At 73.2% G+C, this 24465-nt stretch carries 19 protein-coding genes and 2 tRNA genes; 3 read left to right on the top strand and 18 right to left on the bottom strand.

Going from position 1 to position 24465, the window contains the following annotated elements; translation table 11 throughout:
* Positions 1-134 precede the first annotated feature (134 nt).
* The gene (gene pknB / locus O2W15_RS05500) at positions 135-1922 is read left to right on the top strand and encodes a Stk1 family PASTA domain-containing Ser/Thr kinase (protein ID WP_269178684.1); all 1788 of its coding nucleotides are present in this window, start codon (positions 135-137) and stop codon (positions 1920-1922) included.
* Positions 1923-1949: 27 nt separating this feature from the next.
* Here pknB and O2W15_RS05505 read toward each other — a convergent pair whose 3' ends face one another.
* A complete protein-coding gene (locus O2W15_RS05505; protein WP_269164088.1) occupies positions 1950-2612 on the bottom strand; it encodes an aminodeoxychorismate/anthranilate synthase component II in 663 nt (220 codons plus the stop codon).
* Positions 2613-2757: 145 nt separating this feature from the next.
* On the bottom strand, positions 2758-3504 hold the full coding sequence (locus O2W15_RS05510) for a DUF881 domain-containing protein (protein ID WP_269178685.1): 747 nt from the start codon (positions 3502-3504) through the stop codon (positions 2758-2760).
* Positions 3505-3655: 151 nt separating this feature from the next.
* On the opposite strand from O2W15_RS05510, the gene crgA reads away from it, so the two are divergent.
* Positions 3656-3928, top strand: coding sequence for a cell division protein CrgA (crgA, locus tag O2W15_RS05515; protein ID WP_036332496.1), 273 nt, complete (start codon positions 3656-3658; stop codon positions 3926-3928).
* A 592-nt stretch (positions 3929-4520) separates the two neighbouring features.
* Here the strand turns inward: crgA and O2W15_RS05520 are convergent.
* Positions 4521-5681, bottom strand: coding sequence for a thiolase family protein (locus O2W15_RS05520; RefSeq protein ID WP_269178686.1), 1161 nt, complete (start codon positions 5679-5681; stop codon positions 4521-4523).
* 99 nt (positions 5682-5780) lie between these two features.
* Here O2W15_RS05520 and O2W15_RS05525 point away from each other — a divergent pair, with 99 nt between their 5' ends.
* Positions 5781-6182 (top strand): PH domain-containing protein, encoded by a 402-nt coding sequence (locus O2W15_RS05525; protein ID WP_269178687.1) that lies wholly within the window; start codon positions 5781-5783, stop codon positions 6180-6182.
* Here the strand turns inward: O2W15_RS05525 and O2W15_RS05530 are convergent.
* From O2W15_RS05530 to dnaA, 15 genes are all read right to left on the bottom strand, one after another.
* On the bottom strand, positions 6179-6922 hold the full coding sequence (locus O2W15_RS05530) for a rhomboid family intramembrane serine protease (RefSeq protein WP_269164093.1): 744 nt from the start codon (positions 6920-6922) through the stop codon (positions 6179-6181). The two genes, O2W15_RS05525 and O2W15_RS05530, sit on opposite strands and share 4 nt — an antisense overlap.
* Before the next feature lie 131 nt (positions 6923-7053).
* On the bottom strand, positions 7054-7590 hold the full coding sequence (locus O2W15_RS05535; protein ID WP_269178688.1) for a peptidylprolyl isomerase: 537 nt from the start codon (positions 7588-7590) through the stop codon (positions 7054-7056).
* A gap of 96 nt (positions 7591-7686) precedes the next feature.
* Positions 7687-7759, bottom strand: a tRNA-Ala gene (locus tag O2W15_RS05540).
* Between the two features lie 85 nt (positions 7760-7844).
* Entirely contained in the window at positions 7845-7985 is a 141-nt protein-coding gene (locus O2W15_RS05545; RefSeq protein WP_166754335.1) for a DLW-39 family protein, read from the bottom strand.
* A gap of 116 nt (positions 7986-8101) precedes the next feature.
* Positions 8102-8175 (bottom strand) — tRNA-Ile (locus O2W15_RS05550).
* Positions 8176-8247: 72 nt separating this feature from the next.
* Positions 8248-9255 (bottom strand): DUF3566 domain-containing protein, encoded by a 1008-nt coding sequence (locus tag O2W15_RS05555; RefSeq protein ID WP_269178689.1) that lies wholly within the window; start codon positions 9253-9255, stop codon positions 8248-8250.
* Between the two features lie 156 nt (positions 9256-9411).
* Positions 9412-11880, bottom strand: coding sequence for a DNA gyrase subunit A (gene gyrA / locus O2W15_RS05560; protein WP_269178690.1), 2469 nt, complete (start codon positions 11878-11880; stop codon positions 9412-9414).
* 147 nt (positions 11881-12027) lie between these two features.
* The gene (gene gyrB, locus O2W15_RS05565) at positions 12028-14064 is read right to left on the bottom strand and encodes a DNA topoisomerase (ATP-hydrolyzing) subunit B (RefSeq protein ID WP_269178691.1); all 2037 of its coding nucleotides are present in this window, start codon (positions 14062-14064) and stop codon (positions 12028-12030) included.
* Positions 14065-14321: 257 nt separating this feature from the next.
* Positions 14322-16112: an ABC transporter ATP-binding protein gene (locus tag O2W15_RS05570; protein ID WP_269178692.1), complete on the bottom strand. Its 1791-nt coding sequence runs from the start codon at positions 16110-16112 to the stop codon at positions 14322-14324.
* A 14-nt stretch (positions 16113-16126) separates the two neighbouring features.
* Positions 16127-17152 (bottom strand): hypothetical protein, encoded by a 1026-nt coding sequence (locus O2W15_RS05575; RefSeq protein WP_269178693.1) that lies wholly within the window; start codon positions 17150-17152, stop codon positions 16127-16129.
* A 22-nt stretch (positions 17153-17174) separates the two neighbouring features.
* Positions 17175-17675, bottom strand: coding sequence for a DUF721 domain-containing protein (locus O2W15_RS05580; protein ID WP_269164100.1), 501 nt, complete (start codon positions 17673-17675; stop codon positions 17175-17177).
* Positions 17668-18867, bottom strand: a complete 1200-nt coding sequence (gene recF, locus O2W15_RS05585) for a DNA replication/repair protein RecF (RefSeq protein ID WP_269164101.1) — start codon at positions 18865-18867, stop codon at positions 17668-17670. Before recF ends, O2W15_RS05580 begins: the two co-directional genes overlap by 8 nt.
* An 89-nt stretch (positions 18868-18956) precedes the next feature.
* Positions 18957-19898: a phosphogluconate dehydrogenase (NAD(+)-dependent, decarboxylating) gene (gene gnd / locus O2W15_RS05590; RefSeq protein ID WP_269164102.1), complete on the bottom strand. Its 942-nt coding sequence runs from the start codon at positions 19896-19898 to the stop codon at positions 18957-18959.
* Between the two features lie 172 nt (positions 19899-20070).
* On the bottom strand, positions 20071-21243 hold the full coding sequence (gene dnaN, locus O2W15_RS05595) for a DNA polymerase III subunit beta (protein WP_269164103.1): 1173 nt from the start codon (positions 21241-21243) through the stop codon (positions 20071-20073).
* Positions 21244-21974: 731 nt separating this feature from the next.
* On the bottom strand, positions 21975-23753 hold the full coding sequence (gene dnaA / locus O2W15_RS05600) for a chromosomal replication initiator protein DnaA (protein WP_269178694.1): 1779 nt from the start codon (positions 23751-23753) through the stop codon (positions 21975-21977).
* Between the last annotated feature and the right edge of the window lie 712 nt (positions 23754-24465).

Below are 24465 nucleotides of genomic sequence, written 5' to 3' on the forward strand. Positions count from 1 at the left end.
CACGCGTCCCCCGGCGCTCGCGTCGTGCCTGCCGCGAGCCCGCCAGCGATTAGGCTCCGCGACGGCGTACCGCTCCCCGGTCCAGCCACCCCGGAGCCGCGACCGCCGCACCGCACCACCCGAGAGGACCACCGATGACCACCCCCCAGGTGCTCGGCGAGCGCTACGAGATCGGCGGGGTGCTCGGCCGCGGTGGCATGGCGGAGGTGCACCGGGGACGCGACCTCCGGCTGGGCCGGGAGGTCGCGGTCAAGGTGCTGCGCCAGGACCTCGCCCGCGACCCGTCGTCCCAGGTCCGGTTCCGCCGCGAGGCTCAGGCCAGCGCGTCGCTGAACCACCCGGCGATCGTCGCGGTCTACGACACGGGGGAGGACCGCACCGCCACCGGCGCGACCCCCTACATCGTCATGGAGTACGTCGAGGGCGACACCTTGCGCGACGTCCTGCGCCGCGAGCGGCGCCTCCCCCCCGAGCGGGCCATGTCGCTCACCGCCGACATCTGCGCGGCGCTGGACTTCAGCCACCGGAACGGCATCGTGCACCGGGACGTGAAGCCCGGCAACGTCATGATCACGCCGCAGGGCACCGTGAAGGTGATGGACTTCGGCATCGCCCGGGCGGTCTCCGACTCCGCCGCGACGATGACGTCGACGGCCGCCGTGATCGGCACCGCCCAGTACCTCTCCCCGGAGCAGGCCCGCGGCGAGGGCGTCGACGCCCGCTCCGACGTCTACTCCGCCGGCTGCCTGCTCTACGAGCTGGTCACCGGCACCCCGCCCTTCACCGGCGACTCCCCCGTCGCCGTCGCCTACCAGCACGTGCGGGAAGACCCCCGGACGCCGTCGTCGATCAACCCGGAGATCACCCCGGAGCTCGACGCCATCCTGCTCAAGGCGATGAGCAAGAACCCGGCGAACCGCTACCAGTCCGCCGCCGACATGCGCGCGGACCTGCTGCGCGCCGTCGCCGGCCAACGGGTCGAGGCGACGCCGGTGATGAGCGACGCCGAGAAGACCACGATCATCGGCGTGACCCCCGGCGGGTACGGCAACGACGAGTGGGACGACGGGCAGACCGACGACAAGCGCCGGCGCAACCGGATCATCGCCATCGTCGTCGCCGTCCTCGTCCTGATCGCCGCCGGCATCGGCCTGGCGGTGGCCCTGACCTCGAATCCCGACGAGCCCGAGGCCCCCGTGGTCGAGCAGGTCGCCGTGCCGGACCTGGTCGGTGACCCGCAGGCCGACGCCGAGGCCGAGATCCTGGCCGCGGGCCTGCAGGTCGGCACGGTCAGCCGCGAGCCCAGCACCCAGGCCCAAGAGGACACCGTGATCAGCTCGAACCCGGCCGCGGGCACCCCGCTGGACCCGGAGGAGCCGGTGGACCTGGTCGTCGGCGGCGGCCCCAACACCATCGCCGTGCCCGACGTGCTGGGCGACGACCAGGACGAGGCGATCGACCGGCTGGAGGGCGCCGGCTTCACCGGGAGCACCAGCACCGACCAGGTCCCCAGCCTGCAGCCCGCCGGCACCGTCGTGGCCCTCGACCCTGCGCCGGGCAGCCAGGCCGCCCCGGACGTGTCCTTCCGGCTGAGCATCTCGACCGGCTCGATCACCCTGCCGGACGTGCGCGGGCTCACCGAGCCCGCCGCCCGTGAGGCCCTCGTGGACGCGGGGCTCGACAACGGCGTCATCGTGCCGAACAACGTCGAGCGGGACGACGCCACGCCGGGCACCGTCGTCGACACCGACCCGGGGCCGCGGGCCTCCGTGTCGGCCGGCGAGACGGTGACGCTGCTGATCGCCGTCCCGACGCCTGCGGAGCCGACCCCGACCCCGACCCCCACGCCGACGCCCACCCCGACCACCCCGGCGGCTCCGCCGACGACGGAGCCCACCCCACCGGCGCAGCCCAACGGCTGAGCACGGGCCACCCGCGGGGTGGCCAGCTCAGATCGTGACGGTGGTGAGCCGGCGGGCAGTGGCTGCCGCCGCCTCGACGCGGGCGGGGTCCGGTGCCAGCCCACAGCTGGACAACCAGTTCGCCAGCAGCCGGTGCCCGCCCTCGGTGAGCACCGACTCGGGGTGGAACTGCACCCCCTCGATGGGCAGCTCCCGGTGCCGCAGCGCCATCACGATGCCCGACGGCGTGCGGCCGGTGACCTCCAGCTCGGCCGGGACGCTGTCGGACTCCACCGCGAGCGAGTGGTACCGGGTGGCGGTGAACGGGCTGTCCAGCCCGGCCAGCACGCCCACACCCTCGTGCACGACCTGGCTGGTCTTGCCGTGCAGCAGCTCGGGCGCCCGGCCCACCACGCCACCGAAGGCCTCGGCGATCGCCTGGTGCCCCAGGCAGACCCCGAGGACCGGCAGCCCGGCATCGGCGGCGGCCCGCACCATCGGCACGGTCACGCCGGCATCGACCGGCGTGCCGGGGCCGGGGGAGAGCAGCACCCCGGCGAGGTCCAGGTCGGCGAGCTCGTCGACGGTCACCGCGTCGTTGCGGCGCACCAGGCTGGGCACCCCGAGCTGGCCCAGGTACTGGACGAGGTTGTAGACGAAGCTGTCGAAGTTGTCGACGACGAGCACCGGCCGGACGGCGGGCAGGCTCATCGCTGGACACTCACGTCGGTGCGGGACACGAGGGGCTCGATCTCCAGAGGGCGGTGTCGGGCGGCCCGGATGGGCCCCCACGGGCTCAGGTGTACACGGAGGAGTGCGCCGTCACCATGTTCGGGACGGCCGGGCGCAGGACGGCTCAGCCGACCCTGGCGTACTGCATGTCCAGGGCGCCGTCATAGGCCGACAGGGTCAGGTGGTCCTGCTCCTCGACGTCGAAGGTCAGCCCGTAGTCGTCGGCCGCCTCCTGGAAGACCTGCACCCCCGGGGAGGCGGCGAGCTCGTCCCGCATCTCGTCGGCGTCCCCGACGGCGGTGATCACGTACGGCGGTGAGTACGTACGGCCGTGCAGCAGCAGGGTGGGCCCGACGCAGATGACGGCGCTGGTGGAGATCAGCCGCTGACCCATGATGGCCACGCCGTCGGCACCGGCGGCCCACAGCGCGTTCACCACCCCCTGGACATCGGACTGGTGGATCACCAGGTTGTCCGGGTTGCCCTCGGTCGGCGTGGTGCCGGCGGACGGGCGCGGGGCGTCGTCCAGCTCGATGGCCAGGCCCGGCCCGGTGATCTCCGCGAGCCCGGCGGAGCTGACCCCGGGGGCGGCCCCCTGCTGCACGGCGGCGACCTCCCCGTTCCGCGAGGCCGCCAGGTCGGTGAGCGCCTGCACCTGCTCCTGCAGGGCGGCCAGCTCGGCCTGCTGACCGGCGACGGTGGAGTCACGCTCCTCGATCAGCGCGGACAGCTCGGTGACCTCCCCGCCCCGCAGGTCGGTGCCCTGTGCGGTCGTGCTGGAGGTGGCGAACAGCAGACCGGCGGCCAGGGCGACGACGGGCACGAGCCCGACCCACGGGTCGAACCGGCGGGGGCGCCCGATGCGGGTCATGCACACCTCCTGGTGTCGCCGCCCACCCCCGGAGGGGCGAACAGGGGTGACGCCGCCGCGCGACGGGGCGGGACTGCTGGCCCTCTCAGCTTAGGCTGGTGGGCGTTCACGCCGGGGCGTCAGGCCACCGGCCCGGGAGGGAGTCCGCCAGGTGCCGAAGTCGAAGGTGCGCAAGAAGTCGGTCTACACGCCGCCGGAGGGCGTGCTGCCCGCGAGCGCGGCCCGGGCCCAGGCCGCCCAGCCGAGCCCGCGGTGGTACGCCCCGGTGATGGTCGCGCTGATGCTGCTCGGCCTGCTGTGGATCGTCGTCTACTACGTGGCAGGCGACCGGATCCCGCTCATGACGACGTTGGGCCCGTGGAACTTCGCCATCGGCTTCGGCGCCATGGTCGCCGGGTTAATCATGTCGATGCGCTGGCGCTGACGCCCGCGCACGGCTCGACCGACAGGCCCTCGTCCCTCCGGGACGGGGGCCTTCGTCGTGTGCGCCCTGTCCGCCCGGGCGACGCTGACCGGTCGGTACTCCGCTCGGTGACCAGTGCACAGCGAGCCGTGACCGGCTCGCTGGGTCGACAAACGGTCAACGTGCAGGTCAGGGGCTCGCCGGAAGATCGTCTGTGCACAGCGGGTCGCGCCGTCCACAGGCGGGGTGCTCCGCCATCCACCGGGTTGTCCACGATCTGTGGGTTCTCCGGACCGCAGCTCCCCCGGCTGACCTGCGGGAATGCCTGCGATGTGACCACTGGGACGAAAACGGCACAGGGGTAACTACACCCGTGGAACTCCGTCCCCAGCTGTGTACACACCTGTGGGAAAACTGCTCGCTCGAGTCGCTCGCCCGGAGGCGGTCGGGCGCTTACTACCCGGCTCACCGAAGCGCAAACCAGCAGCGTGACGGGCCGTTCCCGCGCGTGTCCGGACGAGTTGTCGACATCCCCACCCCGGCGGACTGTCCCGGAACGCCCACAGCCCCCGTCCGCGTGGACGGGGGCTGTGGACGGCGGGCACCGGGTCGGTCAGCGGTCGAGGAGCTCCAGGATCGTGGCGTTGGCCATGCCACCGCCCTCGCACATCGTCTGCAGCCCGTACCGGGTGCCGGTGGCCTGCATGTGGTGGACCAGCGTGGTCATGATGCGTGCGCCCGAGGCGCCCAGGGGGTGCCCGAGCGCGATCGCGCCACCCAGGGGGTTGACCGCCTCGGCGGCGGCGCCGATCTCCCGGCGCCAGGCGAGCGGCACCGGGGCGAACGCCTCGTTCACCTCGAAGACCCCGATGTCGGCCAGCGCCAGCCCGGAGCGGTCGAGCACCTTGCGGGTGGCCGGGATGGGTGCGGTCAGCATGATCACCGGGTCGTCACCGGCGACGACCGTCGTGTGCACCCGGACCACGGGGGTGAGCCCCAGCTCGCGGGCTCGTTCGGAGGTGGTGACCAGGAGCGCGGCCGACCCGTCGGAGATCTGGCTGGCGTTGCCGGCGCTGATCACGCCGTCGGCCTGGAAGGGGGTCGTGAGCGCTCCGAGCGCCTCGAGCGTGCCGCCGGTGCGGATCCCCTCGTCGGCGGTCACCACCGCGCCCTCGGGGGTGTGGACCGGGACGAGCTGCGCCTCGAAGGCCCCGTCGGCCTGGGCCTTGGCGGCCCGCTCGTGCGAGGCCAGCGCGAACTCGTCGAGCTCGGCCCGGGACAGGCCCCACCGCGCCGCGATCATCTCCGCGCCGACCCCTTGGTTGGGCGCGACCCCGCCGTAGCGGGCCAGGTACTGCGGCCCCAGCGGCCGGCCGGCCGACCCGTCACCGGCCGAGGAGCCCATCGGCACCCGGCTCATCGACTCCACCCCACCAGCGACCACGACGTCCGCCTGACCGCTGATGACGGTGGCGGCGGCGAAGGCGACCGCCTGCTGCGAGGAGCCGCACTGCCGGTCGATGGTCGTGCCGGGCACCGTCTCCGGCCAGCCGGCCGCCAGTGCCGCGACCCGGCCGATGTTGCTGGTCTGCTCGCCGACCTGGCTCACGCAGCCCCAGAAGACGTCGTCGACGACGGCGGGGTCGAGGCCGGTGCGCTCCACCAGGGCCTGCAGAACGGTGGCGGACAGGTCGGCGGCGTGCACGCCGGACAGCCCGCCGCGCCGCTTCCCCACCGGTGTGCGGACGGCGGCACAGATGACGGCATCGCGCATGGACCACTCCTCATCGCAGACGGTGACGTCTCAGACGTCCGGTTGCTCGATGCTAGGCGCCGCGCACCGGCCCGCGGGCGGTGCTGACAAGCTGGCCCCGTGCACTGGTCGCCACGGATCGGCGAGGCGGTGGCGATGGCCGCCGCCGGCGTGGCCCTCGCGCTGGCCACCCTGCTGGTCGACCCGGTCGGGCGGTTCCTCGTCGGTGGCGGCGCCGTCCTGCTGCTGGGCCTGGCCGCCCGCGACCTGCTGCTGCGCCCCCGGCTGCGTGCCGACGAGCACGGGGTGACCGTGCGGGCGCTCAGCGGCGGGACGACGATCGCCTGGCCCGCGCTGCGCGCCCGGGTGCGGACGTCACGACGGTGGGGGTTGCGCGCCCGCACGCTGGAGCTGGAGGACGGTACGGACGAGGCCGTCCTGGTCGTGCTGGGCCGCCGGGAGCTGGGGCAGGACCCGGAGGCGGTCGCCCGGGCCCTGCACGCCGCCGGCGCAGGGCGCTAGCGCAGCCCGCCGAACACCAGCACCAGCAGCACGACCACGAGGGCGGCGACCCCGCCGACGACGACCGGCCGCCGGCGGCCGCCCAGGACGAGGATGCCGGCCGTCAGTGCCCCGACGACGAGCCCGCCGAGGTGCCCGAGCAGGGACACCCCGGGCAGGAAGCTGATCGCCAGGTTGATCACCAGCAGGGTGAGGAGCCCGCGGACGTCCTGCTTCTGCTTCAGCAGGACCACGCCGAAGGCGCCCAGCAGGCCGTAGATCGCCGCCGAGGCGCCGACCACCGCACCGAGGTAGTCGCCGAACAGCTGCAGGGCGGCCACGCCGCCCAGCGCGGAGACCAGGTAGACGGTCAGGAAGCGGCCCCGGCCCAGCATCCGTTCGAGCTCGGAGCCGAACAGCAGCAGGGCGAGCATGTTCAGCGCCAGGTGCACCGGCCCGACGTGGGTGAAGGCGCTCGTGACCACCCGCCACCACTCACCGACGTCGACCAGGTAGGGGACGATCGCGAAGTCGTCCTGCAGTGGTGAGCGGAAGCTGCGCAGCGGGTTGACGCCGACGCTGATCGCCGAGCCGGCGGTCGCGAGGGCGACCAGCAGGTTCAGCGTGATGAGGGAGAGGGTGACCGGCCCCCACCGCCGGACTTGGCTGCGCAGCCCGGTGGTGCGCTTGGGACGACGGACGGTGGCGTTGCCGGCCCGCACGTCGTCCGGGCACTGGAAGCCGACCGCGGCCGGGTTCATGCACTCCGGGCAGATGGGCCGGCTGCAGCGGACGCAGCGGACCCCGGTGGGCCGGTCCGGGTGCCGGTAGCAGGTGGCAGGGGGCGCCGGCTGCGGCTCCGCGCCGGCGCCCCCGCTGCCCTCAGGGGTGCTCAGCTGCGCTGCACCTCGACGGAGGTGATCACGATGTCCTCGACCGGGCGGTCGCCGCGGGCGGTCGGGGCGGTGGCGATCGCGTCGACGACCTGGCGGCTGGCGTCGTCGACCACCTCACCGAAGATCGTGTGCTTGTTGTTCAGGTGCGGGGTGTTGGTGACGGTGATGAAGAACTGGGAGCCGTTCGTGCCGGGGCCCGCGTTGGCCATGGCCAGCAGGTAGGGGCGGTTGAACGACAGGTCGGGGTGGAACTCGTCGCCGAAGCGGTAGCCGGGGCCACCGGTGCCCTGACCCAGCGGGTCGCCACCCTGGATCATGAAGCCCTGGATGACGCGGTGGAACACCGTGCCGTCGTAGAGCTTGTCGGTGGTCTTCTCGCGGGTACGCGGGTCGATCCACTCGCGGCTGCCCTCGGCGAGCTCGGTGAAGTTCGCGACCGTCTTGGGGGCGTGGTCGGGGAACAGGTCGACGGTGATGTCGCCGTGGTTGGTGTGCAGGACGGCGCGCCGTGCGGCGGAGGTCTGTTCAGTCACGACGACCACTCTCCCACTGCTGACCGGGAGGCTGCTGGGCGCCCGGTGCGTCCGGGCTGTGCCCGGCGGTCGGCGAGGGCCCTCGAGGGGCCGGAGTGGAGACGAGGGGAATCGAACCCCTAACCCCCGCCTTGCAAAGGCGGTGCTCTGCCAATTGAGCTACGTCCCCGGAGGGCATTTCTACGCTGTCCCCGAAGGGCATTTCCACGCTGTCCCCGGGGGACTGCGGTGGTCGGTCGACCGCAGTCCCGGGATCAGGCGCCGGGCGTGCTGACCGAGCCCGGACCGCGGGTCGCCTCCGCCCACAGGTCGGCCTCGCCCTTGCCGGAGCTGCGCTTGCGCACGGCCGCCAGGGCACTGGCCGCGAGCGCTGCCATCGCCAGCTTCTTCAGCACGCGGGACCTCCTCGAACGGTGTGGGCCACCGCGGTGCCGGTGACCGCTGCCGGGACCCAACGACGGGCGACCGTGATCCCCGTGGAGATCGCCGTCGCCCGCCGTCGGTGCACGGGTGGGCCTGGGAGGACTTGAACCTCCGGCCTCATCCTTATCAGGGATGCGCTCTAACCGTCTGAGCTACAGGCCCGTGGACCGGTGAACAGCTTACCTGCCCGGCTGAGGCCCCCCGACGCGGGGGGCCTCAGCGGGTGCGGCTCGCTCAGTCGCGCTCGGCGAGGGTGACCTCGAGGCCGCCGACCAGGTCGGAGCAGAGGTTGTAGACGAACGTCCCGACGGTGCACAGCGCCGTGAGCAGCACGATGTTGATCGCCCCGATCACCGCGGCGCCACCGAAGACGACGCCGGCGGTGATCACCTCACCGCCCCCGTCCGTGGCGTCGGTGGTGGTGGCCAGCTGCCCGATCAGGTCGTTGACCGTGTCGAAGACGCCCAGGCTGCTGAGCACCCCGTACAGGATGCCGACCGCGACCATCCACACGAAGAACAGCGCGATCGAGAGGACGAGCGAGATCTTCAGCGCCGACCAGGTGTCGATGTGGCGCAGCTGCAGCCGCGCCCGGCGCGGGCCTCGGTTGACGGCGCCGCGCGCCTTGCCGGAGGGGGCCCGACCGGCGCCCTGGCCGGCCGGCCGGGCCGCCGGCCTGGCCGAGGGGCGCGCGGGGTCGGGTCGGGCCGCCGGGTCGATCGGGCGCGCAGCCGCCGGGGGCAGGCCGACCGCCTGGGTCGAGTCGACCGGGACCGAGCCGGCCGCCGGCACTCCGCTGCGCGGTGCGGCGCCCGCCGGCCGGTTCGCCGGAGCGGACGGCGTGCCGGCACCGGCAGCACCGCCCCGACCCGGGCCACTGGCCGGGGAGGACGCTTCCACCGGCGGGGTGCCGGCCACCGAGGGCTTGCTCGCCGGGGACGCACCGGCCGAGCGACCGGTCGTCGCAGCCCTGGCTGCGCCGCCGGCCGAGGACGCACCACCACCCGCCGGACCGCCGTCAGCGGCCTTCGCGGGGGCAGCCGCCTTCGCCGGGCCAGCTGCAGCCGGCGCGGCCGGCGAGCCGGACGACGGCTGGCCGCCGTCCTCCGTCGAGGGCGCGGTGGCCGCACCGGCCGACTGGGGCCGGTCGGCGACCGGGGGGGCGCCCTCCGGTACCGCGTCGGCGGTGCCGTCCCCCTCACGGGAGTCGGTACGCACCGAACTGCGTGCCCGGTCGCTCATCCCAGTCTCCTGTCGCCCTGCGGCCCTCGCCGCGTCGGTGCACCCACCGGGTCCGCCATGGTGCAGAGGGCGGTGGGCCGGTCACTGCGGTGGTCGTCGCACAGCCCGGGGCGCGGACGTCGTCGTCCGCAACACCGGTCTGGCATCCGCCCCACCCTAGGCGTCGGGTTCGTCGTTGTCCGTCGTACGCGCGATAGCCACGATGGAGACATCCTCCGGCAAGTTCATGAGCTTGACACCCATGGTCGCCCGGTCCCGGGTGTGCCGGACCCCGTTCACCGGCGTACGGATGACCCCGCCGCCGGAGGTGATGGCGTACAGCTCGTCGCCGAGCACCACGGCCAGCGCACCCACCAGGGCGCCCTTGCGGGCCTTGGGGTCGGCGGTGAGCACGCCCTTGCCGCCCCGGCCCTGCTCCGGGTAGTGCTCGATCCCGGTGCGCTTGGCGTAGCCGCCCTCGGTGGCCACGAGGACGTCGACGCCCTCCTGGACGACGATCATCGACAGCAGCGTGTCGTCCGGCGCCAGCGAGATGCCGCGCACACCCTCGGTGGCCCGGCCCATGGGGCGCAGCTGCTCGTCGTTGGCCTTGAAGCAGATCGACATCGCCTTGCGGGTGACCAGCAGCAGGTTCTGGTCCGGGCTGATCATCGCCGCACCGACCAGCTCGTCGTTGTCGCGCAGGTTGATCGCGATGACGCCGCCGGAGCGGGGGGAGTCGAAGTCGGTCAGCCGGGTCTTCTTCACCTGACCACGGGCGGTGGCCAGCACCAGGTACGGGGCGACCGTGTAGTCCTTGATCTGGATGACCTGGGCGATCTTCTCGTCCGGCTGGAAGGCCAGGATGTTGGCCACGTGCGCGCCACGGGCGGTACGGGCCGCCTCGGGCAGCTCGTAGGCCTTGGCCCGGTAGACCCGGCCCTTGTTCGTGAAGAACAGGATCCAGTCGTGGGTCGACCCCACGAAGAACTGCTGGACCAGGTCGTCCTGCTTGAGCTGGGCGCCCATGACGCCCTTGCCGCCGCGCCGCTGCGAGCGGTACAGGTCGGCCTTGGTGCGCTTGGCGTAGCCGGTGCGGGTGATCGTGACGACCACCTGCTCCTCGGCGATGAGGTCTTCCATGGAGACGTCACCGTCGTTGGCCACGAACTGGGTGCGCCGGTCGTCGCCGTACTTCTCCACGATCTCGGCGAGCTCGTCGTGGACGATCTGCCGCTGCCGCTCGGGGGAGTCCAGGATCGCCTGCAGCTCGGCGATGCGGGCCTCGATCTCGGCCAGCTCGTCCAGGATCCGCTGCCGCTCCAGGGCGGCGAGCCGGCGCAGCTGCAGGTCCAGGATCGCGACGGCCTGGATCTCGTCGACGTCCAGCAGCTCCATCAGCCCGCTGCGGGCGGCCTCGGCCGACTCGCTGCGGCGGATGAGGGCGATGACCTCGTCCAGGTGGTCCAGCGCCTTGGCGTAGCCGCGCAGGATGTGTGCCCGCTCCTCGGCCTTGCGCAGCCGGTACCGGGTCCGCCGGACGATGACCTCGATCTGGTGGGTCACCCACAGCCGGATGAGCTCGTCCAGCCGCAGGGTGCGGGGCACGCCGTCGACGATGGAGAGCATGTTGCAGCCGAAGGTGGTCTGCAGCTGGGTGTGCTTGTAGAGGTTGTTCAGCACGACCTTGGCGACGGCGTCGCGGCGCAGCGTGATGACCAGCCGGCGACCGACCCGGTCGCTGGACTCGTCGGCGATCTCGGAGATGCCCTGCAGCCGGCCGTCGCGGACGCCCTCGGCGATCGACTCGGCCAGGTTGTCCGGGTTCACCTGGTAGGGCAGCTCGGTGACCACGAGCTGCACCCGGCCCCGGCTGTCCTCCTCGACGGTGACGACGGCGCGCATCCGCACCGAGCCGCGGCCGGTGCGGTAGGCGTCCTCGATGCCCTCGCGGCCGACGATCAGACCGTGGGTCGGGAAGTCCGGGCCCTTGACCCGCTCCATGCACGCGGTCAGCGCCTCCTCCGCCTCGGCCTCGGGGTGCTCGAGCACCCAGAAGACCGCGGCAGCGACCTCGCGCAGGTTGTGCGGCGGCATGTTGGTGGCCATGCCGACGGCGATGCCGGCCGAGCCGTTGACCAGCAGGTTGGGGATCCGCCCGGGCAGGACCAGGGGCTCCAGGTTCTTGCCGTCGTAGTTGGGCTGGAAGTCGACGGTCTCCTCGTCGATGTCCCGGAGCATCTCCATGGCCAGCGGGGTGAGCCGGGCCTCGGTGTACCGCATGGCCGCGGCCGGGTCGTTGCCCGGCGAGCCGAAGTTCCCCTGGCCGTCGATCAGCGGGTAGCGCATCGACCAGGGCTGGGCCAGCCGCACGAGGGCGTCGTAGATCGACGAGTCACCGTGCGGGTGGTAGTTGCCCATCACCTCGCCGACCACGCGGGCGCACTTGACGGTCGCCCGGTCGGGCCGGAACCCCTGGTCGAACATCGCGTACAGCACGCGGCGGTGCACCGGCTTGAGGCCGTCCCGCACGTCGGGCAGTGCGCGGCCGACGATGACCGACATCGCGTAGTCGATGTAGCTGCGCTGCATCTCCTGCTGGAGGTCGACCGGCTCGACGCGGTCGCGGCTGGGTGTCTCTGTCACGTCTGGTTCTCCACAAGTCGATACACAGCGGTGGATGAATGCGCATTACAGGCCGCAGCCCGATGGCCCCCTCGCAGGGACCCAGCGTCGGCCCCGTCCAGAGGCTCGCCCCGAGCTTGCGAGGGGTGAGGAGGACGGGGTCCTTCGTCAGACGTCGAGGAAGCGGACGTCCTTGGCGTTGCGGGTGATGAAGCTGCGGCGGGCGACGACGTCCTCGCCCATCAGCACGCTGAACAGCTCGTCCGCGGCGGCGGCGTCATCGAGGGTGACCTGGCGCAGGATCCGGCTCTCCGGGTTCATCGTGGTCTCCCACAGCTCCTTGGCGTCCATCTCACCGAGGCCCTTGAACCGCTGGATCGCGTCGTCCTTGGGGAGCTTGCGGCCCTCGGCAGCGCGGCTCTTGAGCAGCTCGTCCCGCTCCCGATCGGTGTAGACGTAGTCGTCGGCGTGCTTGTTGCCCCACTTGATCTTGTACAGCGGCGGCTGCGCCAGGTAGACGTGGCCGGCCTCGACCAGCGGCCGCATGAAGCGGAACAGCAGGGTAAGCAGCAGCGTGGTGATGTGCTGGCCGTCAACGTCGGCGTCGGCCATCAGGATGATCTTGTGATAGCGCAGCTTCGACAGGTCGAACTCGTCGTGGATGCCGGTGCCGAAGGCGGTGATCATCGACTGGACCTCGGTGTTCTTCAGCACCCGGTCGATGCGCGCCTTCTCGACGTTGATGATCTTGCCGCGGATGGGCAGGATCGCCTGGTACATCGAGTCGCGGCCGGACTTCGCCGACCCACCGGCCGAGTCGCCCTCGACGATGTAGACCTCGGAGTTCCGCGGGTCGGTCGAGCGGCAGTCCGCCAGCTTGCCCGGCAGGCCACTGACCGTGAGCAGGCTCTTGCGGGCGAGCTTGCGGGCGTCCTGCGCCGCGCGGCGGGCCCGGGCCGCCGAGGTGGCCTTGGTGATGATCGTCTTCGCCTCGGCCGGATTGGCCTCGAACCAGTGCCCGATCTGGTCGTTGCAGACCTTCTGCACGAAGCCCTTGACCTCGGTGTTGCCGAGCTTGGTCTTGGTCTGGCCCTCGAACTGCGGGTCGCCGAGCTTCACCGAGACGATCGCGGCCAGGCCCTCCCGGATGTCGTCACCGGTGAGCTTGTCGTCCTTCTCCTTGAGCAGCTTCTTCTCGATCGCGTACTTGTTCACGATCGAGGTCAGCGCCGCTCGGAAGCCCTCCTCGTGGGTGCCGCCCTCGTGGGTGTTGATGATGTTCGCGAAGGTGTGCACCGACTCGGAGTAGGCGTCGGACCACTGCATGGCGACGTCCACCGACATCGCGGTGTCGTTCTTGCCCACGCCGTCGGCGGAGAAGCCGATGACCGAGCGGTGGATCGCGGTCTTGCGGCGGTTGATGTAGGTCACGTAGTCGACCAGGCCGCCGTCGTAGCGGTAGGTGACCTCGGTGGGCTCGAAGGCCTTGTCCTCCGCACCGACCGTCGGCGCGGCCTCGGCCAGCGAGGCCTCGTCGCCGGCGCCGGTCTCGGCCTTGCTGTGCCCGGGGCGCTCGTCGCGCAGCACCATGGTCAGGCCCTTGTTGAGGAAGGCCATCTCCTGGAGCCGGCGGTTGATCGTGTCGAAGGAGTAGACCGTCGTCTCGAAGATCGTCGGGTCGGCCCAGAACGTGATGGCCGTGCCCCGCTTGTCCGTCGGGCCGACCTCGGTCAGCGCGCCGGGCTTGGCCACGTCGTAGTGCTGGGTCCACTCGGTCCCGTTGCGCCAGATGCGCACGTCCAGCGCGTGGGACAGCGCGTTGACCACGGTCACGCCGACGCCGTGCAGGCCGCCGGAGACGCCGTAGCTCTTGCCGTCGAACTTGCCGCCCGCGTGCAGGATGGTCATGACGACCTCGACCGTGGGCCGCTTCTCCACCGGGTGCATGTCGACCGGGATGCCACGGCCGTTGTCCTCGACCTTGACGCCACCGTCGGCGAGCAGGGTCACCCGGACGGTGTCGCAGTAGCCGGCCAGCGCCTCGTCGACGGCGTTGTCCACCACCTCCCACACCATGTGGTGCAGGCCCCGCTCACCGGTCGAGCCGATGTACATGCCGGGGCGCTTGCGGACCGCGTCCAGCCCCTCCAGGACGGTGATGGAGCTGCCGGAGTAGGCGTTCTCGGTCTGCGGCTGAGCGACCACGTGGGGCCCTTCTCTTGCGCAACCTCGCGGCCGCGGCGCCACGTCGACGACGATGTCGAGGCGCGCAGGACGGCTCTCAGCGGGCTGCTGGGGGTGTGTCCTCTCCAGAGTACCGGGTGGGTACACCCCAGACCGGCCGTCCACGGCCTGACGTGGCGCCAGAGCCTCTCCCGACTCACCAGCCACCACCTGTGTTGCCCCCCAGGTCGACACGCCGTCCTGCGGCGACTGGTGCCGACGTTCCACGTGGAACGCGGCTACTGGACCAACAACTGGGCGGTGGCCAGCTCGCGGTAGAGCGGGCTGGTGTCGACCAGCTCGGCGTGCGTGCCGACCGCCACCACCCGGCCGGCGTCCAGGACGACGATCTGGTCGCTGTCGATCACCGTCGACAGCCGGTGGGCCACGACCAGCAGCGCCCGGTCGGCCGCCGCGGCGGCGAGGGTGTCGCGCAGCAGGCCCTCGTTGCGGGCGTCGAGGCTGGCCGTCGGCTCGTCGAGCAGCAGCAGTGCCGGCCGGGCCAGCAGGGACCGGGCGATCGCCAGCCGCTGGCGCTCACCACCGGACAGCAGCACCCCGTCGTCCCCGACGGAGACGTCCAGTCCCCGGGCGGAGCGCTGCACGACGCCGGTGAGGCCCACGTCGGCCAGCGCCTGCCACAGCTGCTCCTCCCCGGCGTCCGGCGCGGCGAGCAGCAGGTTCTCCCGCACCGTCCCGGCCAGCACCGGCGCCTCCTGCTCGACGTAGCCCATCCGGGCCCGGAGCGCGGCGCGGGGCAGCTCGCGCACGTCGGTGCCGGCCCACCGGACCGTCCCGGCCGACAGCGGGTAGAAGCCCTCGACCAGCGCCAGCACCGTGGACTTGCCCGCGCCCGACGGCCCGACGAGGGCCACCCGGCTGCCGGCCGGCACGGTGAAGGAGACGTCGTCCAGCACCGCCGTGCCGTCCGGGTAGCCGAAGCCCACGCCGTCCAGCTGGAGCAGCGGCACGGGGTCCGCGCCGGTCGGGGTGTGGAGCAACACCGGCGACCGGCCGGCTGCCGGTCGCTCCGGCTCCTCGTCGTGCTCGGGTTCCAGCGCGAGCACCTCCTGCACCCGGGCGAGCGCGCCCAGACCGGTCTGCAGCTGGGTGTAGGAGCCGATCAGCTGTCCCAGCGGCATGACCAGGAGGAACAGGTAGAGGATGAAGGCGACCAGGTCGGCGACGGCGATCGAGCCGGTCGCCACCCGGTAGCCGCCCAGCCCCAGCACCGCCAGGAACGCGCCCTGGACGGCGATCGAGCCGGCCGGTGAGACCAGCGCCTCCAGCCGGGCGACCTGCACCCCGGCGGTGAACGCCCGCTCGGCGCTGGTGCCCACCGTGGCCACCTCCCGGGCGGTGGCCCCGCTCGCCCGGATGGTGCGCACCGCCGACAGCGCGCGCTCCACCGCTGCGCTCATCGCGCCGACCTGCTCCTGCGCCTGCCGGGACAGCTCCCGGACCCGGCGGGAGGCCAGCACGGCGGTGGTCACCCCGACGCTGACCGCCAGGACGGTGACCAGCAGCAGCCAGACGTCGACCAGGGCCATCGCCACCAGCGCGCCGACGCCGACGACCACCGACCCGACGATCTCCACCACACCGCTGGTGACCGCGGCGCGCAGCAGCGTGGTGTCCGAGCCCACGCGCGACATGAGGTCGCCGGTCCGGCGCCGGTCGTACTCGGCGATCGGCAGCCGGAGCAGCCGGTCGACGAGCAGCCGCCGGGTGCTGAGGACGACGCCCTCGGCGGTGCGCTGCAGCAGGTACTGCTGCCCGGCCCCGAGCACGGCGGCCAGCACGAGGACGACGACCAGCGCGACCACCCCGGGCAGCACCGCACCGCCGGAGCCGACCGCGCCGATCACCTGCCCCACCAGCGCCGGCTGGGCCAGCGCGGCCGCGGCCGAGAACAGCGAGAGCACCGCGGCCGCCCCCAGCGCTCGGCGGTGCGGGCGCAGCAGCGGCAGCAGCTGGCGCAGCCCGGCGGACGGCGCGGGCTCCTCCGTCGCCGGCCCGCCCGAGGTCATCGCGGTGGTGCCGCTCAGGCCGCGGCGGCGAGGGCGCCGACCACGGCGGCCAGCAGCCGGGCGTGGTGCTCGATCAGCTGCGGCCGGTTGGCGTCGGGCCGGATGGCGGCGACGAAGCCGGCCGCCGACCAGACCTCGTCGCCGTCGTCGGTGCCCAGCAGCGACTGCCGGACGACGGGGTCCTCGGCGATCCGGCGGACCTGCGGGCCGTCCTCGGCGGCGAGCAGCACCCAGCGGCGGTCGAACTCGGGGTCCGGGCTGGGGATCTGCAGCATCCCGCCGGTGCCGTGCCGCCACATGCGGGCCGGGGACAGCCGGAAGGCGGGCACCGAGCCCAGCACCGGCGCCGCGGTGATCGCGTGGGTGCTCACGAAGCCGCGCCCGACCGGGGAGACGATGTCGAAGGCGACCAGGTCCAGGCCGTTGCCCCGGCCGCGCACGACCCGGCTCGCCTGGTCCTCCTTCCCGGGGCGGACCGGCGCCGACCGCACCAGCGCGGTGAGCGGCTCGTCCTCCGGGGCGGTGCCGTCGGAGAGCACCCAGCCGAACTGCTGCGCCCACAGCTCCGTGCCGTAGGGGTCCGCGGCGACGGCCGGGTCCGGCTGGACGTCGCGGTACCCGGCGCCGGCGTCGTCCCCGGACCGGGAGCGCCCGCCACCGAACAGGCCACCCAGCCCCCGGCGGGGACGGTCGGTCTGCTCGGGCGGTGGTGCATCGGACCGCTGCTGGTCGGCACCCGGCGGCTGCCAGGCGGCCTCGTCCCGGGTCGTGGCCGGCGGGACGGACGCCTGCGGGGTGGACGGAGGTGGGGACGTGGCCGGGGGCGGGGAGGTGGCCGGGCGGTCCGGCTCCACCGCCGGCAGGTCCCAGCCCGGCGGCTGCCAGGCCTGGGACCCGGTCCGCTCGTCGTCGGGGCGGGGAGCGGCGGGGTCGGGCTCACCGCCGCCGGGCGTGTCCCCGCCGAGGTGCGCGGGCTCCTGCCACTGGCCGCCGGCGCCGTCGTCGAACCCGTCCCGGTCGCGGTCGCGCGGGCTGCTCATCGCTGACTCCTCGTCTCGCTGGTCATCCGTACGTGTCCCGCGGCCCACGGCCACGGACGGTGCGCGGGCCCTTCTTCCAGCTCGGCGCCGTCGGACCGACAACGCGCAGCTTGGTCACGACGTCCCCGCCGACCCCGGCACGCAGCTTGCCCAGGATGCTCGGTGCCAGCAGGCGCAGCTGCGTCGCCCAAGCCGTGGACTCCGCGACCACCAGCAGCTCGCCCTCGTTCAGCGACTCCGGCCGGCAGTGCGCGGCGATCTCCGGCCCGACCAGGGCGTCCCAGCGCCCGAACACCGCACCGACCTTGGTGCGGGCGGTCCAGTCCTGCTGGGTGACCAGCGAGTCGACCAGTGAACCGAGCAGCTGGGGGTCGTCGGCGCCGGGTCCGGGGCCGGTCCAGCGGCGCCGCGGGCCGGCCACCCGGCGACGGGTCGGCTGCGGCCGGGACGCCGAGGCCGCACGGGCGGCCTCCAGCGCCGCGCGGGCGATGTCGGAAGGTCGTGCCGGCCGTTCCTCAGCCACCGTCCACCCCTGCCTCCCCCGTTGCCGCGCTCTCCTCGGTCGGCTCCCCGGGCAGGATCCGCGCCTGCCCGTCGGCGATCTGCACCCGGGTGCCCAGGAGCACCGCCGGGACGTCCTCGGCGACCGCCGCGGTGATCAGGGTCTGCTCGGCACTGCGGGCGACCTCGGCCAGCGCAGCGCGGCGGCCGGAGTCCAGCTCGGCGAAGACGTCGTCCAGCACCAGGATCGGGTCGTCGCCGTCGGCGCGCAGCAGCGCGAAGCAGGCCAGCTTCACCGCGAGGGCGAAGGACCACGACTCACCGTGGCTGGCGTAGCCCTTGGCCGGCGCCGGGCCCAGGTGCAGCACCAGGTCGTCCCGGTGCGGACCGACCAGGGTCACCCCCCGGTCGACCTCGTCCTTGCGCCGCTCGGCGACCCGCTCGCGCAGTGCCGCGGCGAGCTCCTCGGCGCCGGGCAGCACCCGCGCCGGGTCGACCGGCGCCCCGTCCCCGGCCAGCGGCACCGAGCTGCTGTAGCCCAGCGCCGCCCGGTCGGCGCCGGGACCGGCCACGCCGGCGTAGGACTCGGCGACGTAGGGGGCGAGGTCGGCGACGAGCTGCAGGCGGGCAGCCAGCAGCTGACCGCCGAGCTCGGTCAGGTGGCCGTCCCAGACGTCCAGGGTGGCCAGCGCGTTGCCGCGGGCGAGCTTCGCCGTCTTCAGCAGGGCGTTGCGCTGCTTGAGCACCCGGTCGTAGTCGCTGCGCACCCCGGCCAGCCGCGGGGTGCGGCTGACCAGCAGGTCGTCGAGGAAGCGCCGGCGTTCGGCCGGGTCGCCGCGCACCAGGGCGAGGTCCTCGGGGGCGAACAGGACCGTCCGGACCAGCCCGAGCAGCTCCCGTGGCCGGGGCAGCGGGGCCCGGTTGACCCGCACCCGGTTGGCCCGGCCGGGGTTGATCTCCACCTCGACCAGCAGCTCGCGGTCGTCCCGGCGCAGCGCCGCCCGCACCACCGCCTGGGTCGCGCCGTGCCGCACCAGCGGGGCGTCGGCGGAGACCCGGTGGCTGCCCAGCGTGGCCAGGTAGCCGACCGCCTCGACCAGGTTGGTCTTGCCCTGGCCGTTGCGCCCCACCAGCACGGTCGGGCCCGGCGTCAGCGCCAGGTCCGCGGACTCCCAGCTGCGGAAGTGCCCGACCTGCAGGTGCCGGAGGTACACGGGTCAACCTCCCCGTGACGTGATGGAACGGCCCCCTTGCAGGGTCCCGCCACGAGCTTGCGAGTGGTGGGGGGCAAGGGGGTCCTTCATCACGCGGGGTCCTCGGCCTCCGCCGGCTCGGCCGCCTCGACGGCCTGGACGGCGTGTCCACCGAACTGGTTGCGCAGCGCGGCCACCGCCTTCATCGTCGGGGAGTCGCTCTGCCGGGAGGCGAAGCGGGCGAACAGCGAGGCCGAGATCGCCGGCATCGGGACGGCGTGCTCGATCGCCTGCTCGACGGTCCAGCGGCCCTCGCCGGAGTCCTCGGCGTAGCCGGAGATCTTCTCCAGCTCCGGGTCGTCCTGCAGCGCGCGGACCAGCAGGTCCAGCAGCCAGGAGCGGATGACGGTGCCCTGGGTCCAGGAGGCGACGACGCCGGGGACGTCCTCGATCAGGTCGACCGCGGCCAGCAGCTCGTAGCCCTCGCCGTAGGCCTGCATCATCGCGTACTCGATGCCGTTGTGGACCATCTTGGCGAAGTGGCCGGCGCCGCACGGGCCGGCGTGCACGAAGCCCGCGCCCTCGATCGGCTGACCGGCCTCGTCCTTGGGTGCCGGCGGCTTCAGCGCGTCGAAGACCGGCTGCGCCTTGGCGACGTCCTCCTTCGAGCCACCGACCATCAGCGCGTAGCCGTTCTCCAGCCCCCACACGCCACCGGAGACCCCGGCGTCGATGTAGCCCAGGCCCTTGGCGCCCAGCTCCGTGGCGTGCTCCTGGTCGTCGGTGAACTTGGAGTTGCCCCCGTCGATGACCACGTCACCGGGGCTGAGCAGCTCGCCCAGCTCGCGCACCGTCGCCCGGGTGGGCTCACCGCTGGGGACCATCACCCAGACGATCCGGGGCGCCTCCAGCGCCTCGACGAGCGCCTCGAGGCTCTCCACGTCCCGCTTCTCGGAGAACGAGTCGTACCCGACCACGTCGTGACCGGCGCGACGCAGCCGCTCGGCCATGTTGCCGCCCATCTTGCCCAGTCCGACCATCCCCAGCTGCACGTCTTCTCCTCCGTCGTCGATGTCTCGCTCGTGGGCCGCGGTCCTCCCGCAGCAGGTCTCGGTGGGCAGCCGCACCGTCGCGGCGCACCCGTCGCGCCAGGGCGCGGCCCGGGGCACGCGCCGTCGCCCATCGTGCTCGCCCTCCCCGGCGCTCGCGCGCCGGGAACCGCGCCTAGCCGGGCAGCCGCACCGGCATGATCAGGTACCGGTACGAGCCGGCCCGCTCGGCGGGCCTGCCGTTGTCCTCGTCGTCGGCAGAGGGCTCGTCGACCCCGGACAGCACGGCCGGCTTCAGCGCCGTCGTGAAGTCCATCCGGGCGCGGTCGGTGTGCACCGCGGCCAGGCCGTCGAGCAGGAACGTCGGGTTGAAGCCGATCGTCAGCGGCTCCCCGTCGAACTCGACGTCGCAGCGCTCCTCGGCCTGGCCCTCGTCGTCGGTGCCGCCGGCGCGCAGCGTGACCTGGCCGGGTGTGAACTCGCAGCGCAACGGCGTGCCGCGCTCGGCGACCAGGGCCACGCGCTTGGCGGCGTCGGTGAACAACCCGACCGGCAGGGTGGCGAAGGACGACGACTCGCTGGGCATGATCGCGCGGTACTTCACGAACTCCGCGTCCAGCAGCCGGGTCGTGGTCCGACGGTCCTTGCCCGACATGCCGAGGATGCCCTCCCCGGAGCCACCCGACGCCAGCGAGAGCACCACCTCGGGGCCGCTGGTCAGCGTCTTCGCCGCGTCGGCGAGGGTGCGGGCCGGCACCAGGACGGCGGCGGACAGCCCCGGGGTCTCCGGACGCCAGGCGAACTCCCGGACGGCGAGCCGGTAGCGGTCGGTCGCGGCGAGGGTGACCAGGTCGTCCTCGATCTCCAGCCGGACGCCGGTCAGCATCGGCAGGGTGTCGTCCCGGCCGGCGGCGACGGCGACCTGGCCGACGGCCTCGGCGAACGCGTCGCTGTCCACGACCCCCGCGGTCGACGGCATCGACGGCAGGGACGGGTAGTCCTCGACCGGGAGCGTGGGCAGGCTGAACTTCGCGTTGCCGCAGGAGATGGCCAGCCGGGCCCCCTCGGCGACCACGTCGACCGGGTGCGGCGGCAGGGCCCGGGTGATCTCGGCGAGCAGCCGGCCGGGGACCAGCGCACGGCCTGCCTCGGTGGACTGCACGTCGACCTCGGACCGGGCCGAGACCTCGTAGTCGAAGCCGGAGACCGCCAGCTGGCCGCCCTCCACCTCCAGCAGGATCCCGGCGAGCACCGGCACCGACGGCCGCGGCGGCAGGCTGCGCGCCGTCCACGCCACGGCCTCGGCGAGCACCTCACGTGCCACCCGGAACTTCATCTCGTCATCCACCCCAAGCTCGTCTGCGCCGGCTGCTCCCGCGCGGTCTGCGGCGCCCATCCTCTCCTGCCGGCCCCCCGCTGTGACCAGTCCCCTGGTCACAGCTGCGCTGGAGGGTCACCGGACCCGTTCTGCAGGTGCTCCTCGGGGCGGAGGGCGCAGCCCCCGCACCGGCCCGTCCCCACCGAGAGTGTGGTTCGAGAACACCTGGGAGATATAGCTCATCTTCGTCATCACAGGTGTGGATCCTGGGGACGGGACCCCTTCGTGCAGTTCACCCCCGGAATGGGCCTGTTGGCTCGCTGTGGGCCGGTGGGCGTCCGCCTGTGTCGACACGTGGACAACTCGACCGCCGTGCACTGTCGCCGTGCCCTCTCCACCCCGCATCCCCCCTCCACCCGCAGGTCCGTCCCCACCCGGTGTGGGTCCCGTGGGCTGTCCACCGGCACCGGTGGGCGACTTGTGGACACCTGGGGGACGGCGCCGTGCCGGGTGCACCCGCTGGACCTGCGCAGATGCGGCTGGTCGCGGGACGAGGGCGGCCGTGGGCAGTGGGTCCCGGCTCTCCCCAGGCTGTGTACAGATCTGGGGACAAGGAGACACGGAGGCCGACTCGACGCCGGCGGAGCCACTCCGGTCGGGCACCGCGAGGGCGCGCCGGAGCCACCGGACCGGCGGGCGGTCGGTGTCCGGACGTGCGACGGCCGAGCCCCAGCCGGTGGGACCGGGACTCGGCCGGAGGATCAGGAGCGGGCGCGGCTCTTGATCCGGGCGGTGAGCTCGGTGACCTGGGTGTAGGTCGCCCGGCGCTCGCTCATCAGGCCGGTGATCTTCTTGACCGCGTGCATGACCGTGGTGTGGTCCTTGCCGCCGAACGAGGCCCCGATCCGCGGCAGGGAGAGCTCGGTGAGCTCCCGGCACAGGTACATGGCGATCTGCCGGGCGTTGACCAGGGTGCGGCTGCGGTTGGCGCCCTGCAGCTCCTCCATCGTCACGGAGAAGTACTCGGCGGTGGCGGCCATGATGATCGCCGCGGTGATCTGCGGGCCCTGCTCGTCGCTGATCAGGTCCTTGAGCACCATCTCGGCCAGCGCGAGGTCGACCGGCTGCTTGTTCAGGCTGGCGAAGGCGGTGACCCGGATCAGCGCGCCCTCGAGCTCGCGGATGTTGGTCTGCACCTTGCTGGCGATGAACTCGAGCACCGCGTCGGGCGCCTGCAGCCGCTCCCCGTAGGCCTTCTTGCGCAGGATCGCGATCCGGGTCTCCAGGTCGGGTGCCTGGACGTCGGTGATCAGGCCCCACTCGAAGCGGGTGCGGAGTCGGTCCTCCAGCGTCGTCAGCTTCTTCGGCGCGCGGTCGGAGGTGATGACGATCTGCTTGCTGGCGTTGTGCAGCGTGTTGAAGGTGTGGAAGAACTCCTCCTGGGTGCGCTCGGCGCGCTCCAGGAACTGGATGTCGTCGATCAGCAGGAAGTCGATGTCCCGGTAGCGACGCCGGAAGTCCTCGGCCCGGCCGGAGTGCACCAGGTTGATGAACTCGTTGGTGAACTCCTCGGTGCTGACGTACCGCACCCGCACGTTGGGGAACATCCGCGCCGCGTAGTGGCCGATCGCGTGCAGCAGGTGCGTCTTGCCCAGCCCGGAGTCGCCGTAGATGAACAGCGGGTTGTAGGCGCGGGCCGGGGCCTCGGCGACGGCGACGGCGGCCGCGTGCGCGAACCGGTTGCTGTTGCCGATGACGAAGCTGTCGAAGACGTACTTGCCGTTGAGCCCCGGGTCCAGGCCGCCGGGGCGCCGGTCGGCGAACAGGGGGACGGCGCCGCCGCCGCGGCCCGAGCGCTCGGCGGGGCGGTCAGCGGTGCTCTCGTTCCCCGGCGCCTGGTCGCGGCCGGCGTCCCCCGGGTCCCGGTCCCACGGGGCGAGCCGGCGGGGGCCGCCGTCGGACTGGTCGTCGGAGGCCGATCCCCGCGACCAGTCGCGACCGTCCCCGGACTCGGGCAGCCAGGCCTCGGCCCGGGCGGCATCGGTCCGCACTCCGAAGGCGCTCCGCCCGTCGTCGACCCGGTCCCGGTCGGCGCGGTCCTCGGCGGCCCGGTCGTGCGCCGCACGCTCGCGGGCAGCCAGCTCCTCCGAGGCGCGGTCGTGGGCCAGCCGGTCCTGGGTGAGACGGTCCTGGTCCAGCCGGTCCTGCTCCGCTGTGGGCCAGCGACGGACCTCCGGCTCGGCGCCGAGCCGAGGTGCCTCGGGGGCCGGTGGCGGCACCGGCATGTCCTCCAGTTGCACCGCCACCCGGATGTCCCGGCCGATCTCCGCGGACAGCGCCTCGGCCAGCACCATGCGCATGCGGGACTCGAGCACCGTCTGGGTGAACTCGTTGGGCGCGGCGAGCACGGCGGTGTCCTCGAACAGGCCGAGCGGGCGGGTGAGGTTGAGCACCGCCTTCTGCTGCGGGGTCAGGCTGCTGGCGAGTCTCTCGCGGGCCTGGTCCCAGACCGTCGCCAGGTCGACCGGATCGTCGGCCATCGACTGTGTCCCTTCCCGTGCCTTCGGTGCTCTGCCTCTGGTGTGACGCCTCTGGTGTGACCCTGGAGCCGCGGTGCGGCCCCGGAGCCGTCGTCCACAGGTGGGACGGAGGTCGGGGACCCGCTGGATCCCCCGTCGGTTCCCCAGCTGTGGACGTCCGGCGGTGCTGCGTCCACATGAGTGTCCACAGTCTGTGCACGCTCGGCGACACGTGGTCCGATGACCGGCGTCCGCGCTGCCGGGCACGACGTCATGGCTGGTGAGCGCCCCGGCAGGGGCGATCGGAGGGGGGTCCGGCGAGCGATCGGCCGACGGGGTCGGCAGGAGAACCGGCGCCCGGTCGTCCGACCCGGAGCGACGGCGACGCTAACAGCCCCGTCCACAGGCGCACAACGACGACGGCGCCCGGCACGCTGATCGGCTGCGGCGTGTCCGGCGCCGGGTGGCCCGATCAGCGGTGCACCATGAGCGGTCCGGCCAGCAGACCGGGACCCGTCGGGTCTCGGCTATGCTGGTCGGAGTCTGTGCACGGGAGTCGGCGCATGCCCTGAGGTCGTGGGGTGTGACCACCGGGTCCGTCGCACAGCAGACCAGCCTCGGGAGACCGGGACGGTCGCAGGTCCCGGGAGCACCGGGGCCGATGACCTGCCCGGCCCCGCGCGTGCGCTGCCCGACCGGGTGCGCGCCGCATCGACGTCGTCAGCAGTGGGAG

It is taken from the genome of Modestobacter sp. VKM Ac-2979 (assembly GCF_026967995.1).
Lineage (GTDB): Bacteria > Actinomycetota > Actinomycetes > Mycobacteriales > Geodermatophilaceae > Modestobacter.